This is a genomic window from Flavobacterium sp. MR2016-29 (assembly GCF_015350695.1).
Lineage (GTDB): Bacteria > Bacteroidota > Bacteroidia > Flavobacteriales > Flavobacteriaceae > Flavobacterium.
In genome coordinates this window covers 49,091-63,846 of the sequence record NZ_JADKPU010000011.1, presented here as the reverse complement: position 1 = coordinate 63,846, position 14,756 = coordinate 49,091, and the positions used below count along the sequence as shown (strand labels likewise).

16 protein-coding genes and 2 tRNA genes are annotated in these 14,756 nt (G+C 32.8%); 4 read left to right on the top strand and 14 right to left on the bottom strand.

The features are described 5' to 3' along the window. Nucleotides 1-118: 118 nt before the first annotated feature. The 4 genes from IR010_RS18835 to IR010_RS18820 all read right to left on the bottom strand — a co-directional run bounded on the left by IR010_RS18835 (nucleotide 119) and on the right by IR010_RS18820 (nucleotide 3,715). A complete protein-coding gene (locus IR010_RS18835) occupies nucleotides 119-1,165 on the bottom strand; it encodes a hypothetical protein (RefSeq protein WP_194605926.1) in 1,047 nt (348 codons plus the stop codon). Nucleotides 1,166-1,290: 125 nt separating this feature from the next. After that, a complete protein-coding gene (locus tag IR010_RS18830) occupies nucleotides 1,291-2,007 on the bottom strand; it encodes a hypothetical protein (RefSeq protein WP_194605924.1) in 717 nt (238 codons plus the stop codon). After that, a complete protein-coding gene (locus IR010_RS18825) occupies nucleotides 1,994-2,554 on the bottom strand; it encodes an RNA polymerase sigma factor (protein ID WP_029273277.1) in 561 nt (186 codons plus the stop codon). The genes IR010_RS18830 and IR010_RS18825 overlap by 14 nt, the downstream gene beginning before the upstream one ends. A 183-nt stretch (nucleotides 2,555-2,737) precedes the next feature. Next, nucleotides 2,738-3,715, bottom strand: a complete 978-nt coding sequence (locus IR010_RS18820) for a polyprenyl synthetase family protein (RefSeq protein WP_194570496.1) — start codon at nucleotides 3,713-3,715, stop codon at nucleotides 2,738-2,740. Between the two features lie 160 nt (nucleotides 3,716-3,875). Between IR010_RS18820 and IR010_RS18815 the strand changes: the two genes are divergently transcribed. Continuing rightward, entirely contained in the window at nucleotides 3,876-4,736 is an 861-nt protein-coding gene (locus IR010_RS18815; RefSeq protein WP_194605922.1) for a hypothetical protein, read from the top strand. A gap of 159 nt (nucleotides 4,737-4,895) precedes the next feature. Here the strand turns inward: IR010_RS18815 and rlmN are convergent, their stop codons facing one another. Continuing rightward, entirely contained in the window at nucleotides 4,896-5,945 is a 1,050-nt protein-coding gene (gene rlmN, locus IR010_RS18810; protein WP_029273272.1) for a 23S rRNA (adenine(2503)-C(2))-methyltransferase RlmN, read from the bottom strand. A 211-nt stretch (nucleotides 5,946-6,156) separates the two neighbouring features. On the opposite strand from rlmN, the gene IR010_RS18805 reads away from it, so the two are divergent. Both IR010_RS18805 and IR010_RS18800 read left to right on the top strand, forming a co-directional pair. After that, the gene (locus IR010_RS18805) at nucleotides 6,157-6,522 is read left to right on the top strand and encodes a hypothetical protein (RefSeq protein ID WP_029273271.1); all 366 of its coding nucleotides are present in this window, start codon (nucleotides 6,157-6,159) and stop codon (nucleotides 6,520-6,522) included. A gap of 107 nt (nucleotides 6,523-6,629) precedes the next feature. Beyond that, nucleotides 6,630-7,271, top strand: coding sequence for an O-methyltransferase (locus tag IR010_RS18800; RefSeq protein ID WP_194605920.1), 642 nt, complete (start codon nucleotides 6,630-6,632; stop codon nucleotides 7,269-7,271). 96 nt (nucleotides 7,272-7,367) lie between these two features. Here the strand turns inward: IR010_RS18800 and IR010_RS18795 are convergent, their stop codons facing one another. The 7 genes from IR010_RS18795 to IR010_RS18765 form a co-directional block, all read right to left on the bottom strand. Beyond that, nucleotides 7,368-7,931 carry a phosphatase PAP2 family protein gene (locus IR010_RS18795; protein WP_194570499.1) on the bottom strand — a complete coding sequence of 188 codons (564 nt, stop codon included), beginning with the start codon at nucleotides 7,929-7,931 and terminating at the stop codon, nucleotides 7,368-7,370. Between the two features lies 1 nt (nucleotide 7,932). After that, complete coding sequence (locus IR010_RS18790) at nucleotides 7,933-8,292, bottom strand: twin-arginine translocase TatA/TatE family subunit (RefSeq protein ID WP_194570500.1); 360 nt, start codon at nucleotides 8,290-8,292, stop codon at nucleotides 7,933-7,935. A 117-nt stretch (nucleotides 8,293-8,409) separates the two neighbouring features. Next, nucleotides 8,410-10,656: a M1 family metallopeptidase gene (locus tag IR010_RS18785; protein WP_194605918.1), complete on the bottom strand. Its 2,247-nt coding sequence runs from the start codon at nucleotides 10,654-10,656 to the stop codon at nucleotides 8,410-8,412. Between the two features lie 66 nt (nucleotides 10,657-10,722). Next, a complete protein-coding gene (locus IR010_RS18780; protein ID WP_194570502.1) occupies nucleotides 10,723-11,229 on the bottom strand; it encodes a DUF6702 family protein in 507 nt (168 codons plus the stop codon). After that, nucleotides 11,226-11,981: a hypothetical protein gene (locus tag IR010_RS18775; protein WP_194570503.1), complete on the bottom strand. Its 756-nt coding sequence runs from the start codon at nucleotides 11,979-11,981 to the stop codon at nucleotides 11,226-11,228. The genes IR010_RS18780 and IR010_RS18775 overlap by 4 nt, the downstream gene beginning before the upstream one ends. Beyond that, nucleotides 11,971-12,699, bottom strand: a complete 729-nt coding sequence (locus IR010_RS18770) for a carboxypeptidase-like regulatory domain-containing protein (protein WP_029273264.1) — start codon at nucleotides 12,697-12,699, stop codon at nucleotides 11,971-11,973. Before IR010_RS18770 ends, IR010_RS18775 begins: the two co-directional genes overlap by 11 nt. Next, nucleotides 12,686-13,453 (bottom strand): carboxypeptidase-like regulatory domain-containing protein, encoded by a 768-nt coding sequence (locus IR010_RS18765; RefSeq protein ID WP_194605916.1) that lies wholly within the window; start codon nucleotides 13,451-13,453, stop codon nucleotides 12,686-12,688. The genes IR010_RS18770 and IR010_RS18765 overlap by 14 nt, the downstream gene beginning before the upstream one ends. A 164-nt stretch (nucleotides 13,454-13,617) precedes the next feature. Between IR010_RS18765 and pepE the strand changes: the two genes are divergently transcribed. Then, nucleotides 13,618-14,325 carry a dipeptidase PepE gene (gene pepE / locus IR010_RS18760; RefSeq protein WP_194605914.1) on the top strand — a complete coding sequence of 236 codons (708 nt, stop codon included), beginning with the start codon at nucleotides 13,618-13,620 and terminating at the stop codon, nucleotides 14,323-14,325. A 140-nt stretch (nucleotides 14,326-14,465) separates the two neighbouring features. Here pepE and IR010_RS18755 read toward each other — a convergent pair. Both IR010_RS18755 and IR010_RS18750 read right to left on the bottom strand, forming a co-directional pair. Next, nucleotides 14,466-14,538: transfer RNA gene (locus tag IR010_RS18755), tRNA-Gly, on the bottom strand. 105 nt (nucleotides 14,539-14,643) lie between these two features. Then, nucleotides 14,644-14,716: transfer RNA gene (locus IR010_RS18750), tRNA-Gly, on the bottom strand. Nucleotides 14,717-14,756 lie beyond the last annotated feature (40 nt).

The window sequence follows — 14,756 nt, the reverse complement described above, 5'->3', positions numbered from 1 at the left end:
ATATTTTTTTAAGTTGAAAGCCTGTAAAAGTACACAAATCCATCTTGAAATTTGTCGATTTCAAATAAAAAAAGTGCCTCTTTCGAAGCACTTTTTTCACTAACTAAACTTAATATACTTAATTCAAATCTAAGCGTAATCCTAATGATATATTATTTTCTTTGATTAAATTATCTTGAAATAAAGGGTTCAAATCGTACTTTAAATACAAACTCAATTCTTTATATCCGATATAAGAACTTAATCCATAAATGAAGTTATTGGTATTAAAGTCGCCTTTTGTTTTTTGTGTGCTTTTATAATCATTGTCATCAAATTTCAAAATTTGTTTTGATTTTACATTGATTCCTGCATAACTTCCAACTCCAAAACGGAAACTTTTATGCGTTCTAAAATAGGTTTTTCCGTTGCTTTCTTTAGGTTTAGAAAAATCAAATTCTAAATGAACCGGTGCTACTAAGTAAACGTTTCTAAAACGAGATTCCTCAAGATTTATAGCATTTGCCTGTAAATTAGTCTGATCGCCATCTACAGCAAAACTTCTGTTATCTGTCGGGCGGATATTATTATACATCAATGAAAGTCCGTATTTTGCATGCAATAAATTATCGTTTTTCATTAATCTAGAGTTATAGGTAAAACCCCATTCGTAAAAATGTGAACCCATAAAACTATAATTCGAATCCTGAAGTTTGCCATCGACCATTGTATTATTTAAACCCATTGCAAAAACAAATTGCGATGTAGTTCTTCTTTCGCCGCGAATAGAATCTTTATGGCGCTTTTCCCAATCTCTGTCATTCCAGTGAATAACCAGTGTATGTTTATTTATTGAATCTTGTTCTTTGATTTTTCCGTCGACTTTTTGCTGCACTAAATCATTAAGTTCATTTTGAGCCAAAGTCACTTTTTCTTCGATGATTACGGCTCTTGCTTCTGCCAATTCTTTTTTGCGTTTATCTGCTTGTTCCTGAGTTATTTTTCCTTCAGATAATTGAACATTTACAGCTTCAACTTCTTCTTTTAGAGTTGCTTTTTCTTCTTTTGTAATTTTCTCTATTTTATTGGCAATTTTTCTTGCTTTAGATTCAAAACTCTCTTGTCCAAGCACTTTACTGACAAATAAGAATACTAGAATTACGAGGTAAATGGTAAAATTTTTCATGATTGATTGATTTTTGATTGATGATTTTTGATTATGAATTATAAATTGTGAATTGTAAATTATCTGCTTTTATTATATAAGATTATATTGGATCGCAATTGATATTGTAATTGATGTTTAATAACTTATTCTTGTTTATTTCTGTTTGACAAGGCCACTTTTACCGTTTGGTAATTTTTATTGACTTTTGTAATTACTTTTTCTCTGAACGAAAGTTCTAATTCGCCGTCGACTTGATTAAGAAGATCGTTGGCATTGATTTTAATTTTTGATTTTGGCTTTTCCGAACTTTCAGCCACAACTGTTTTTTCTGCAGATTCTAACAACTGATCAACAGTTTCTTTTTTAGGATTTTCTGCGACTGAAGTTTGATTATTGATTGATTGTTTTTCTTGATTGTTTTTGATGATGATTGAAGACTCCGCTATTTGTTTTGATTCATTTTTACTGGTTTTATTTGAAATTTGATTATTTATTTTTTGTTGTTTCGTTAAAGTGTCTTCTAAATTTCTTTCAGCAATTACATTTTCCGTTTTTATTGAATCAACATTTTTTAGAGTAGTTTTTGCAACTGATTCTTTTTCAACTTCTTTTTCAACAACTACAGTTTTTGGAATTTCAACTGCATTTTTATTTTGATTCAAAAAGAAAGTTCCAACCAACAAAAACCCTATAAAACTGGCTGCGATATACAACCATTTTCTGTTTTTCGTTTTAGGTTGTTTTTTTTCTTCAGCAACACTCAACATAGCATCTAATCTGTCCCAGGCTTTGTTGCTTGGTTCAATTTTGCGCTCGTTTAGTTTTTCACGGAAATCCTTTTCAAAATTATTCGGTTCCATTATCTTGTTTTTTTAAAATAGTAATTTGTGTTTGCAGCATTTTTCTAGCGTGCGATAATTGCGATTTTGATGTTCCTTCATTAATTCCTAACATCTTGGCAATTTCATTGTGTTTGTAGCCTTCAATAGCGTATAAATTGAAAACCATTTTATAGCCATCTGGCAAAGCGTCTATCAAAAATTGAATTTGTTCAACTGTAAACTGGCTATCGATTTCATTAAAGCTTTCTTCAACAAAAAACTCATCTTCGGCAAATTTTACTTTTTTCTGAACTCTTAAATAAGAAATGCATTCGTTAACCATAATTCGGCGGATCCAGCCTTCAAAACTTCCTTTGTGTTCGAAGTTTTTTAAATTCGTAAACACTTTCATAAATGCCGTAATCATTACATCTTCTGCCAATTGAATGTCTTTTATATATTGTCGACATACACTCAACATTTTTGAAGAAAACTTACTGTAAATCTGCTGTTGTGCCTGACGATTATTTTCGACAGCCAACTTTATGATTTTGGTTTCTTCTTGATGTAAATGAATAATTTTCATTTATACGCTTTTGGTTTTTGGTTTTAGAAACAGACTTCTATTAGCATAGACGATTGTCGATTTGAAATGGTTGCATGAGATAGGAAAATTTTCAATAAAAAAAATCCAAAATTCCATTCGCACAGAAACAAACAATTGATTCACAACAAAGTAAATCAATTATCTAATTAATAAATTTTCTAATTATTTTTTTCTTTCGATGACGTAGTTTACCATCAAAGTCAGCGCCTCTTTATACTCAGAATCTTCGAAGTTTTGAAGCAGAGAAAGTGCTTCCTGCTGGAATTGCACCATTTTGTTTTCGGCGTAAGCCAAACCATTGTTGTTTTTTACAAAGGCAATCACTTCTTTGACACGTTTTTTGTCTTTGTTGTGGTTTTTGATGGAGTTTATCAGCCACTTTTTTTCCTGCGGGGTACAAGTATTTAAAACGTGAATTAAAGGCAAAGTCATTTTTTGCTCTTTAATATCTATTCCCGTTGGTTTTCCGATGGCTTCTTCGCTGTAATCAAATAAATCGTCTTTGATTTGAAAAGCCATTCCGATCAACTCACCAAACTTTCGCATGTTTTCTACCTGAACATCATCTTCAATTACAGATTTTGCACCGAGCGCACAACAAGCGGCAATAAGTGTTGCTGTTTTCTTTCGGATAATTTCGTAATAAACATCTTCTGTAATATCAAGTCTGCGGGCTTTTTCTATTTGAAGTAATTCTCCTTCGCTCATTTCACGAACGGCAACTGAAATAATTCTTAATAAATCGAAATCGCCATTATCAATAGAAAGCAATAATCCTTTTGAAAGCAAATAATCACCAACTAAAACGGCAATCTTATTTTTCCAAAGTGCATTTATGGAGAAAAAGCCACGACGGCGATTACTGTCATCTACTACATCATCGTGTACTAAAGTTGCAGTATGAATTAATTCAATAACTGAAGCGCCACGATAGGTTCTCTCGTTTACAATACCGCCAGAAACCATTTTTGCAGTCAGAAAAACAAACATCGGACGCATTTGTTTTCCTTTACGATTTACGATGTAATAGGTTATACGGTTCAGCAATGCAACCTTTGAAGTCATCGATTCATGGAACTTTGTTTCAAAAAGTTCCATCTCGTTAAAGATGGGCTGTTTTATTTGAGAAGTAATATTCATTTCGATTTCAAATATACTATTTTAAATAAAAATACGTTGTGTATTTTATGTTAGTATATGAATATTTTATACACTAATCTAAAAAACCACACCGAAAACACAATCTAGTTAAAGCCTAATTTGAATTCATTAATTAAAATCACGTAAAACTTAATTTATTATGAAAACAAAATTTTTATTTATTGGAACATTAGTCGCTTTATCTTTTTTTATCAGCTGTAATTCTGATGAAAAAACAAATGACGGTTCATCAGCAAAAATTTCAAACGATGAAATTATTACAAATTCTACTATAGATGCCTCGATAGATGATGTAACAAACATTGCCGAAGATCAATTTAACGCACAGCAAAACATAGCTGCAAAACCAAGCGGACCTGTAAAAAACTTTCTTCCGAGCTGTGCTACTATTACAACAGTTTTAACGAATAATACCTGGACAAGAACAGTCGATTTTGGCGTTGAAGGATGTACATTAGAAAACGGAAATTCAGTAAAAGGAAAAATGGTGATTTCTTTCTCTAATGATTTTTCAGCTTCGACCCAGACTATTAGCTATACCTTTGACGGATTTTATCACAATGGCAAAAAACTTCAAGGAAGCAAAAGCATAGTGCGAACTGTAAAAACAACAGATTTATTAGCGACAGCGCATCCCGTTTTGACTGCAGCTATTGATTTGACTATTACTTTTGATGATGGAAAAGTATACAGCAGAAAAGGTTCTTTAGTTAAAGAAATGACTGCTGGTTATGACACGTGGTTTAACTGGGAAGACAATATTTTTGTGGTAACAGGAAGCGGTACAACAACTTTCCCGAATGGAGATACTTTTTCAGCTGAAATCACAACACCTTTAGAATTTAAAGCTTCCTGCAAAAAGTCATTTGCTGTTAAAGGAGTTGTTTCAATTACTAAAAATGGAGCAACAGCAGTTATTGATTATGGCAACGGAGATTGTGATACGCTTGCTAAGATTACAAAAGATGGAGTAACGGAAGAAATCGATTTGAAAAAATAGAATCATCCTTTTTGCCCAAAAAAAAAGCATTAAAAACAAGAAGGCTCTCGTTTTTAATGCTTTTTTGTTTATCATAATGCTATCAATTTTGCGATGGAACATTATCCTCATTTTGAATATTTTTTTTCTCATGATAACATATTTCTACGAAATATTATATTACATTTCTGCTTCTTTATTGGCTAATTGACCACAGGCTGCATCAATATCTTTTCCTCGGCTTCGGCGTACTTTCACCACTATTCCAATATTTTCCAGCGCTTTAATGTAAGCCATTATTGATTCTTCTGAAGCTTGCTGAAACTCTCCATCATCAATTGGGTTGTATTCGATTAAATTGACTTTGCAAGGCACATATTTACAAAATTTCACTAATGCATCAATCGAAGCTTTATCGTCATTAATTCCTTTCCAAACTACATATTCATAAGAAATTTTACTTTTGGTTTTTTTATACCAATATTCTAATGCCTCACGTAAATCTGCTAAGGGAAAATTCTTGCTGAAAGGCATAATTCGAGCTCTGATATCGTCGATTGCTGAATGCAGTGAAACAGCTAATTTGAATTTCACCTCATCATCAGCCATTTTTTTGATCATTTTTGGGATTCCAGAAGTCGATACCATAATACGTTTTGGCGACATTCCTAAGCCTTCAGATGACGTTACCATATCTATCGCTTTGATGACATTATTGTAATTCATTAAAGGTTCGCCCATTCCCATAAAAACAATATTCGAAAGCGGATGATTATGATATAAACGGCTTTCTTTATCTATTGCCAAAATCTGGTCATAAATTTCGCCTGGCTCTAGATTTCGCATTCTTTTTAAGCGTGAAGTAGCGCAAAAATTACAATCTAAACTACAGCCTACTTGGCTTGAAACACAAGCAGTTGTTCGAGTGTCGGTCGGAATCAAAACAGATTCTACAACCAAACCATCATGAAGACGAACGGCATTTTTTACTGTTCCGTCACTGCTTCGCTGCATCGTATCAACCTTAATATGATTGATAACAAAATTTTCTTCAAGCATAGAACGTGTTGTTTTGGCAACATTCGTCATATCCTCAAAACTGTGCGCTCCTTTGCTCCACAACCATTCATAGACTTGATTTCCACGAAAAGCTTTGTCATTATTTGCGACAAAAAAATCTCGTAACTGATCTTTTGATAAGGCTCTTATGTCTTTTTTCTCGATTTGCATGCCGCAAAGTTACTAAGTATTTATGGAAACCTTTTACTTCTGAAAAAACTTTAGCAGTAAACTTTTAAAATCTAAAAAATTGGCACGAGAATTGTCTTGCTGTCAAAAGGAAAATAATCTTACAAAGCGCGCAATCATTTTAAAATGTGTATCTTTATTTTTCAGCTTTATAACCTTTAAATTTTATAACCTTTAAAAAAAATTGATTATTATGAAAAAACAAATTTTAAGCTTAGCTGTTGTTGCTTTATTAGCATTTGCTGTTCAATCTTGCGAGAAGAAAGAACCAAAACCGGAAGAAGAGAATTTAACTCTTGGAAACAAAGTTGACACTTTAACAACAGATATTGAACAAGCAAAAGACAGTGCAGTGATTAAAGCAGAAAATGCTGCTGCTAAAGCTAAAGAAGCTTCTGAAAATGCTGCCCAAGATGTAAAAGACGCTACAACTAAAGCTGCTCAGGATGTAAAAGATGCTACTAAAAAAGGAGCACAAAAAGTAGAAAATGCAGCCAAAGCAGCCAAAGACGGAACTGTAAAAACTGCTAAAGAAGTAAATAAAGCTTTGAAAGAATAATTTCTTTTGAATTCAAAACTGAAACCATTCATTACGAATGGTTTTTTTATGCAAAAAAGTTAGCGGATATTTTTTGTATTTTTGCTTTCAAATTAGAAGACTACAACATGCATTTTATATCACAAGACTTAGAAGATTATATCGAACAACATTCTGAAAACGAACCAGAATTATTAGCAAAACTTAATAAAGAAACTTACCAAAAAATTCTTTTACCAAGAATGTTGAGCGGTCATTTTCAAGGGCGCGTTTTAAGCATGTTGTCTAAATTGATTCGCCCAGTAAATATCCTTGAAATCGGAACGTACACTGGTTATGCTGCGCTTTGTTTGTGCGAAGGAATGCAGGAAAATGGACAATTGCATACGATTGATATAAAAGAAGAACTTGTAGACTTTCAAAGAAAGTATTTTGATGCCTCGCCTTGGGGAAACCAAATTTTTCAGCATTTAGGAGAAGCCGTTGATATTATTCCAACTTTAGACGTGAAGTTTGATTTGGTTTTTATTGATGCCGATAAGGAAAATTACCTGAATTATTGGGAAATGATTGTTCCGAAAATGAATAAAGGCGGTATTATCTTGTCTGATAATGTTTTATGGAGCGGTAAAATTCTGGAGCCAGTTCACCCGAATGATGTCAGCACAAAAGTACTTTTAGAATATAATTTGCTTTTGAAAAATGATCCTCGAGTGGAGACTGTTTTATTGCCAATTCGTGATGGATTGACGGTGAGCAGGATTGTTTAATTTTTTAAAGTTCTTAAGATACATAGGAACTAAGGTTCTAAAGTCTTTTAAAAAACTTAAAAACGCAACATCTTAGAAAATTAGAATCTTTTAAAACTATCCCGGAAAATACTGTGGTTTTAATTTCTTATAAACCAAAGAAAGTAAAAATCCAAAAACAGCTCCGAAGAAAAAACCTGCAAGAATGTCTCCTGGATAATGCAATCCCAAGTAAATTCGGCTATAAGCGAATATTAACGGCCATAAAAATAAGAATCCTAAATACTTGAAATAACGTTTTAGAATCAAATATAAAAAGGTTGCAACAGCCATTGTATTTGCTGCGTGTCCAGAGAAAAAACTGTATGAAGTTCGCACTTGAACAATTCGAATAATCGATTTTAAATCAGGATTATTGCATGGGCGCAAACGTTCGAAAGTATGTTTAAACAGGTTGCATGTCTGATCTGTAAAAGCTATTAGAATTGCTATAAAAAGCAATATATACAAGGTTTGCTTACCTCCTACTTTTTTATAAATAAGAAAAAAGAGAAATAAAAAAAATGGCGTCCAATATAACTGATTGGTTATAATGAGCCAAAATTTATCAAATGTTTCAGAGCCTAAACCGTTCAGATATACCAGTAAATTAATATCTAATTCTTTTATTTTTTCAAGCATATTACATTTGGCGTTTAACAGGTCCTGAGATTGAGTCTATGTCTTCTTTTACTTTATCAATTTCCGTTGCAGTCTCTCCTAATAAATTACTCGACAAATTAGTCGTATCGCCTAATAAGTTCGATTTTGCATCGTTAATTTGAGCATTTATATTACCCGTAATATCAGTCAGCGCTTTTGCATCGAGACCGTTAGCCTCTGCTCCTTTTTGAATTTCGCTTTTAATATCGTTGGTTGCATTTTTTAACTGCGCCATCGCTTTACCCATTGTACGAGCAATTTCAGGCACTTTATCTGAGCCAAAAAGCATTAGTACTATAAACAGTATGAAAACTAGTTCTCCTCCTCCTATACCAAACATATCTTTTATTTTAGTGTGCCACAAAGATATTAAATTTTGCAGCTTAGAGTTTTAAAATTTACTTAAAAAAAAGAAGACTCTTTTTGGAGTCTTCTTTAATTCTATTTTAATTGCATTTTAGTCAAATTTTGACTTCTCTTCTACTTTTGGCCAAGCATTGTTGGTTACATCAATATCAGCAGTCATTAATTTTGGATCTATTTGTATGCTTTTGATTGCTTTTGAAGTGGCATAAACTTTTTTAGCCGTATCATTATTTTTTCTCCAGATTTGAGCTGGATACTGGTAATTATCTTTTGATCCGTCTTCATAAGTGATTTCAACTAAAATTGGCATAATCATACCTCCTGGTTTATTAAACTCAACTTCGTAGAAATATTTAGGCGATTTTAAGCTGGCTTTTTCTTCTGCTGTAAAGGTTTGATTTACATAATCTGCCAAAGGCTTTACATCATCCACTTTTAGGGCTTTTTTGCTTGATGCATTAACTCCTGCATTATCACCAGCAACTAAATAAACAAACGGTCCTTTATCAAAACCAAAACGTCCCTTTCTAACTTTTACGTCTTTAAGATCTGCAGTTGGCGTTTCGGAAACATAATATTGTTTTACATTTTTGATTCCGATATCTACAAAATCAGTTGAATAAAACCATCCTCTGAAAAACCAATCTAAATCTACAGCAGAAGCATCTTCCATAGTTCTAAAGAAATCTTCTGGAGTTGGATGTTTAAACTTCCATCTGTTTGCGTAGGTTCTAAAAGCGTAATCAAACAATTCTTTGCCCATTACAACTTCTCTTAACATATTAAGACCTGTAGCTGGTTTCCCGTATGCGTTATTTCCAAATTGAGCAATTGTTTCAGAGTTCGACATAATTGGCTCTAAAAACTTTTGATCTCCACTCATGTACGGAACAATATTTTTTGCAGGTCCGCGTCTTGAAGGGAAAGTTGGATCTAATTCTTGTTCAGCCAAATATTCTAAAAACGAATTTAAACCTTCGTCCATCCAAGTCCATTGACGCTCATCAGAGTTTACAATCATCGGGAAAAAAGTGTGTCCAACTTCGTGAATAACAACACCAATCATTCCGTTTTTAACTTCTTTGCTTGTCACTCCATTTTCATCAGGACGACCAAAATTCCAGCAAATCATTGGATATTCCATACCTTGATCTTCTGCAGAAACTGATACCGCTTTTGGATAAGGATAATCAAATGTATGAGATGAATAACTTTTTAAAGTATGTGCCACAACCATTGTTGAAGTTTCTCCCCAAAGCGGATTTGCTTCCTTTGGATAAACTGATTCAGCCATAACAATTTTACCGCCCAATTTTACTGCCATTGCATCATAAATGAATTTTCTTGAAGAAGCAATACCGAAATCACGTACATTTTTAGCACTGAATTTCCATGTTTTTTTCTTTTCAGAAAATCCTTTTTCTGCTGCTTCAGCTTCAGCTTGAGTTACAATTACAACAGGCTTGTCAAATGATTTTTGAGCTTGTTCGTAACGTTTTACTTGTTCTGCTGTAAAAACTTCGCTTCTGTTTGTTAGTTCGCCTGTCGCATCAATTACGTGATCTGCAGGAACTGTAATGTTTACATCGAAGTTTCCAAAAGGAAGAGCAAACTCTCCACTTCCCCAGAACTGCATATTTTGCCATCCTTCAACATCGTTGTAAACTGCCATTCTTGGGTAGAACTGTGCTATTACATATAATTTATTTCCGTCTTTTTCAAACAATTCATAACCTGAACGGCCGCCTTCTTTTCTATAATTATTGATGTTATACCACCATTTTATTGCTAAAGAAATTTTTTCACCCGGTTTTAAAGGAGAAGTCAAATTAATACGCATCATCGTTTCATTAATCGTATATGACATTGGATTTCCCTTCGCATCTTTAACTTGTTCGATGTTAAAACCGCGCTCTAAATCTTTTTTCAAATATTTACTAGAAAAACCATCAAGAGGCAATACCTGATTAATTTTTTCGCTTTCTGCTAAAGAAGTCTGCGTATTTGGTCTCGCTTGATTTTGATCTAACTGAATCCATAAATATTCTAAACTGTCTGGAGAATTATTTGAATATGTAATTACCTCAGAACCTGTTAATTTTGAATTTTTATCATCTAGTTCAATATCAATTTTATAATCGGCCTGTTGTTGGTAATATGCAGGACCTGGTGCTCCAGAAGCAGTACGAAACATGTTTGGAGTTGCCAGCAAATCATACATTTGGCTAAATTTGTTTGTGTCGTATTTACCTTGTTGTTTTGGAACAACTGGAGTTGGTGTTTTTTCCTGAGCCATAAGCATAGCTGGAAAAAGCAATAATAATGAAAGTTTTTTCATAAAAATTTAATGGTAATTTTGTCAGGGTGTGAAAATAATAATTAAAATGATAATTTTAACTATTAATTAATACTTTAACAATTCTTTCCTTGAAGATTCTGTAAATAGCACGCTCCTTTTTGTGCCGAATGCTGAAATATGTGTAATGTTTTGCTGTTCTGAATTCCAATCAACTAAAATAGTGTTTGAAATTTCTAGCGTTTTAAACTTCTCAATATCTTTTATTCTGGAATAACATACTAAAACATCATCAGACTCAACTTCTTTAGATAAAAAGGAAACTGCTTTTGACTGGCCGTTTACTTTTATTAAAAAATTTTCAGCAAGATATTTTTTTAATAATTCAACATCTTCCGGAGTTTCTTTGTCAGTACCTACAAAGGTTTTTTTGTGGTATTTTTTCTCCATTCCGCTATTCAAATCGTCAACGAAAATGCGGGAAGTAATCTGAATCATTTTTTTTTCGGCAGCATAATTTACCTGAAAAACGCCCATATAAAATTTATGAAACGCAAAGGCCGAAAGCGACAAAAACAATACCCCTATTAAAGGATAAATTAATCTTTTTTTCATTTCTGACTTACCTCAACTTTTTTAAACTCTTTATTTTTATTGATCATAAAATCGATCAATTCAAATTTTTCTTCTGGTTTTACGTGCTTTTTTGATTCTGGATCGTTTGAGCAGTACATTAAAAACAAATCAACCTCATCTGGCTTTAAACCTAATGTTTTAGAAAAAAAATCGGGCGTAAAATTAGCTTTAGCATATTCAACAAAAGCAATATCTGTTATTACTTCTTCTTTAACTTCGTCATTTTTCTTCAAGAGTTTTTTGACGTCTTTAAAAATTCGGACAAAATCAGTTCCATACTTTATTGTTTGATCAGAGTACATCACCGTATTTTTTGCTGTAGACTGCCTGTCATCTTCTAACTGTAAATCTACTATCGCCTGTGAACTGCCTTGCAGCGATTTTACTTTTAAATCTTTATGAACCAAAACCTCTTTTAATTCATTGCTTACTAAATCTAGAGGAACTGAAAAAAGTATTTCAGCACAATCTTTCTCTGTCAAAACAATTTTTCTAGATTGAAATGCCAAGCCCGTGAACAGTAAAGTATCTTTGGGTTTTGCCATAATATCAAACAAGCCTCCAGAACCAATAAAAGTTCTAACGTTTGCATTGATATTCATTACATAACCGCTTTCTATGGCAAGAGTATTATTTACAACTTGACCATGCAACGGCTTCCTTGAATTATTTTGTCCCAGTACGATCTGGCAAAATAAGCACACAACGAGTATTCCAAGTTTATTTTTCATTTTCGAGAATTATTAGATATTTTCGGGCTAAATCTGTTATTAAAAACATACTCATTGTTTTGTTCTTAGTATTCAAAGATACGGCAAATTCAGAATCATCTATACAAAATAATTGAAATCCTTTAACATCATCTGCCGGAATCTTTAATCTTTCCGTATAATAATTCCCATCAAACAGGTATTCCATTTTCTTAAAAAGCATTTCTTTCTTCTCTACATTTACTTCTTTTTTAAGCATTGCAGTTCGTCCAGAAATCTTATTCAAAACCTTATCGATTGAAGTAGAAGTTGCAGTATAAACTTTTCGTTCAGCAGGGGTATATGTTTTTTGGCCGTGTGGCACAATTCCGAGATTTTCAGTTGTAATATTAGCATTTTCATTTACTACAACTTCTTTTAACTCTATTTCCTTAGCTGTCATTTTGATTTCAAGCTTATTTAACTTTAAGTCATCAGCCGTAATTCTCCGTTTGAAAGGCTCTAGATTTACTGAAGAAAAAACCAAAACATCACCTTCTCTGACCACAATCGAAAACATTCCGTTTGCATCAGAAATAGCAGTAACCTGAGTATTATTATTTATTATATTAACACCATCAACAGAAGTAGATTGCTCGAAAATTTGACCCAAAATTTCTTTTGAAGCCGTATTTTGCGAAAAACCAAGTTGAACGAAGAACAGTAAAAGGATTATATGTAAAGTATTATTTAATTTCACTTGCAATTATTTCTTTATATTTAACCGCTAATTCGGCTAGTAAAAACTCTGTAGAAGTCTTGTTTTTAGAGTTTAAAATCACGGTAAATTTATCATTCTCTATGGCATAATATTCAAATCCTTTTACGTATTCTGACGGAATCTGCAGTTGATTTACAAAATGATCCCAACTAAACATACGCTCCAAAAGCTTCATAAAAGCTTCTTTTTTCTCAACAGCTAATTCCTTTTTCAGCATTGCTGTCCGTCCAGACAACAAATTGAATAACGGATCTGCAGATACTGACGCACCAACCATCCCACTCACACTTGCCTGCGGATTTAAAGCTGTAGCCGTATGCAGTTTTCTTTCTGCTTCTGTATACGTTTTTTGTCCTGACGGAACAATTCCTAAAGAAACTGCATTTATATTATCATAGCTTTTAATAATAACTTCCTGCAATTGATGCATTACCATACTTAATTTTACGATAAAATTGATATCAGAAAAATTTTCTGCGGTCAGCACAACTTTACATTCCTTAAATTGTATAGATGAAAAGACTAGTGTTTCTCCCGGATTAGCCAAAATCGAAAAAGCTCCTGAAGCATCTGTTGTCGTCATTGTTTCTGTTTGAGCATTTACAACGTAAACTCCCTCCAAATCAGAAGTGTTAGCTGAAATTTTTCCACTAATAGTAGTACGTTCCTGCGTTTGAGAAGAAACACTCTGACTGAAAACAACGAGTAAAAAACAGGCAACTTTGTTAATCAAAATGATAAAAAATTAGAATTATTCTTAAAGATGTAAAAATATCTTAATGTATTGCAAATTTAGTATTAATGACTTGGTAAAAATATGTTAATTAAACCTGATTTATCACTATCAAAAAGACAGTTTTAATATCTTTAACCTAAATAATTCGAGTCCAAAATCATATGAAAAGCATTATTATTGCCAGTACTTCTACCCTTCACGAAGGCAGTTATTTAGAGTATTTATTACCCACTTTACAGTCTCATTTTAAAAACTGCAAAAGCATTTTATTTATTCCTTATGCGCGACCAGGCGGAATTTCGCATGATGATTATACTCAAAAAGTTGCCCAAGCTTTTTTTGCAATTAATATTGCAGTAAAAGGAATTCATGAATTTGAAGACCCTGCAAATGCCATAAAAAATGCTGAAGGCATTTTTACAGGTGGAGGAAATACTTTTTTATTAGTTACGCAATTATACAAACATAATATCATACAGCTACTTGCTGAAACTGTAAAAAACGGAACACCTTATTTAGGAACAAGTGCCGGAAGTAATATTTGCGGTTTATCGATGCAGACTACGAATGATATGCCGATAATTTATCCTCCAAGTTTTCAGACTTTAGGATTAATTCCTTTTAACTTAAACCCGCATTACTTAGATCCAGATTTACAGTCAAAACATATGGGAGAAACGCGCGAGACCAGAATTAAAGAATTTCATGCCTTTAATGCAATTCCGGTTTTAGGTTTAAGAGAAGGAAGCTGGCTTGAAGTAAAAGGCGAAAAAATTACTTTAAAAGGAAGTTTGACTGCACGTTTATTCAAACAAAATGAAATTCCGACAGAGCTGGAAACCGAAAGCGATTTGAGCAACTTAAAATAAAATTCGAATATTTTAAATTTCAAATTCTAAGTTTAAAAAAAGCAAATGCTAAATATCTGGAATTTGAAATTTAAAATATTCGAATTTACGTAATTGCCTAAAAACAAAAAAGCCTCAAACATTGTTTGAGGCTTTTGAAGAGCGAAAGACGAGGCTCGAACTCGCGACAACCAGCTTGGAAGGCTGGAGCTCTACCAACTGAGCTACTTTCGCATTAACAGGGTGCAAATATAAATAATTAAATGGTTTAAAAAAATAAAAATCAAAAATTATTTAGCTTTGATAAAAAAACCGAAACAATTAAGTTTCGGTTCTTAGAGCGAAAGACGAGGCTCGAACTCGCGACAACCAGCTTGGAAGGCTGGAGCTCTACCAACTGAGCTACTTTCGCATTACTGGTGCAAATATAAAAAATAAGTTAAGTTCAAAAC

What these genes read in the sequence shown, in the direction of transcription:
- IR010_RS18790 (WP_194570500.1), bottom strand. Translation starts at nt 8,292, where the DNA reads ATGTTTGGTATAGGAGGAGGAGAACTAGTTTTCATACTGTTTATAGTA.
- IR010_RS18805 (WP_029273271.1), top strand. Translation starts at nt 6,157, where the DNA reads ATGAAAAAACAAATTTTAAGCTTAGCTGTTGTTGCTTTATTAGCATTT.
- IR010_RS18795 (WP_194570499.1), bottom strand. Translation starts at nt 7,931, where the DNA reads ATGCTTGAAAAAATAAAAGAATTAGATATTAATTTACTGGTATATCTG.
- IR010_RS18780 (WP_194570502.1), bottom strand. Translation starts at nt 11,229, where the DNA reads ATGAAAAAAAGATTAATTTATCCTTTAATAGGGGTATTGTTTTTGTCG.
- IR010_RS18785 (WP_194605918.1), bottom strand. Translation starts at nt 10,656, where the DNA reads ATGAAAAAACTTTCATTATTATTGCTTTTTCCAGCTATGCTTATGGCT.
- rlmN (WP_029273272.1), bottom strand. Translation starts at nt 5,945, where the DNA reads ATGCAAATCGAGAAAAAAGACATAAGAGCCTTATCAAAAGATCAGTTA.
- IR010_RS18835 (WP_194605926.1), bottom strand. Translation starts at nt 1,165, where the DNA reads ATGAAAAATTTTACCATTTACCTCGTAATTCTAGTATTCTTATTTGTC.
- IR010_RS18820 (WP_194570496.1), bottom strand. Translation starts at nt 3,715, where the DNA reads ATGAATATTACTTCTCAAATAAAACAGCCCATCTTTAACGAGATGGAA.
- pepE (WP_194605914.1), top strand. Translation starts at nt 13,618, where the DNA reads ATGAAAAGCATTATTATTGCCAGTACTTCTACCCTTCACGAAGGCAGT.
- IR010_RS18825 (WP_029273277.1), bottom strand. Translation starts at nt 2,554, where the DNA reads ATGAAAATTATTCATTTACATCAAGAAGAAACCAAAATCATAAAGTTG.
- IR010_RS18800 (WP_194605920.1), top strand. Translation starts at nt 6,630, where the DNA reads ATGCATTTTATATCACAAGACTTAGAAGATTATATCGAACAACATTCT.
- IR010_RS18815 (WP_194605922.1), top strand. Translation starts at nt 3,876, where the DNA reads ATGAAAACAAAATTTTTATTTATTGGAACATTAGTCGCTTTATCTTTT.
- IR010_RS18775 (WP_194570503.1), bottom strand. Translation starts at nt 11,981, where the DNA reads ATGAAAAATAAACTTGGAATACTCGTTGTGTGCTTATTTTGCCAGATC.
- IR010_RS18830 (WP_194605924.1), bottom strand. Translation starts at nt 2,007, where the DNA reads ATGGAACCGAATAATTTTGAAAAGGATTTCCGTGAAAAACTAAACGAG.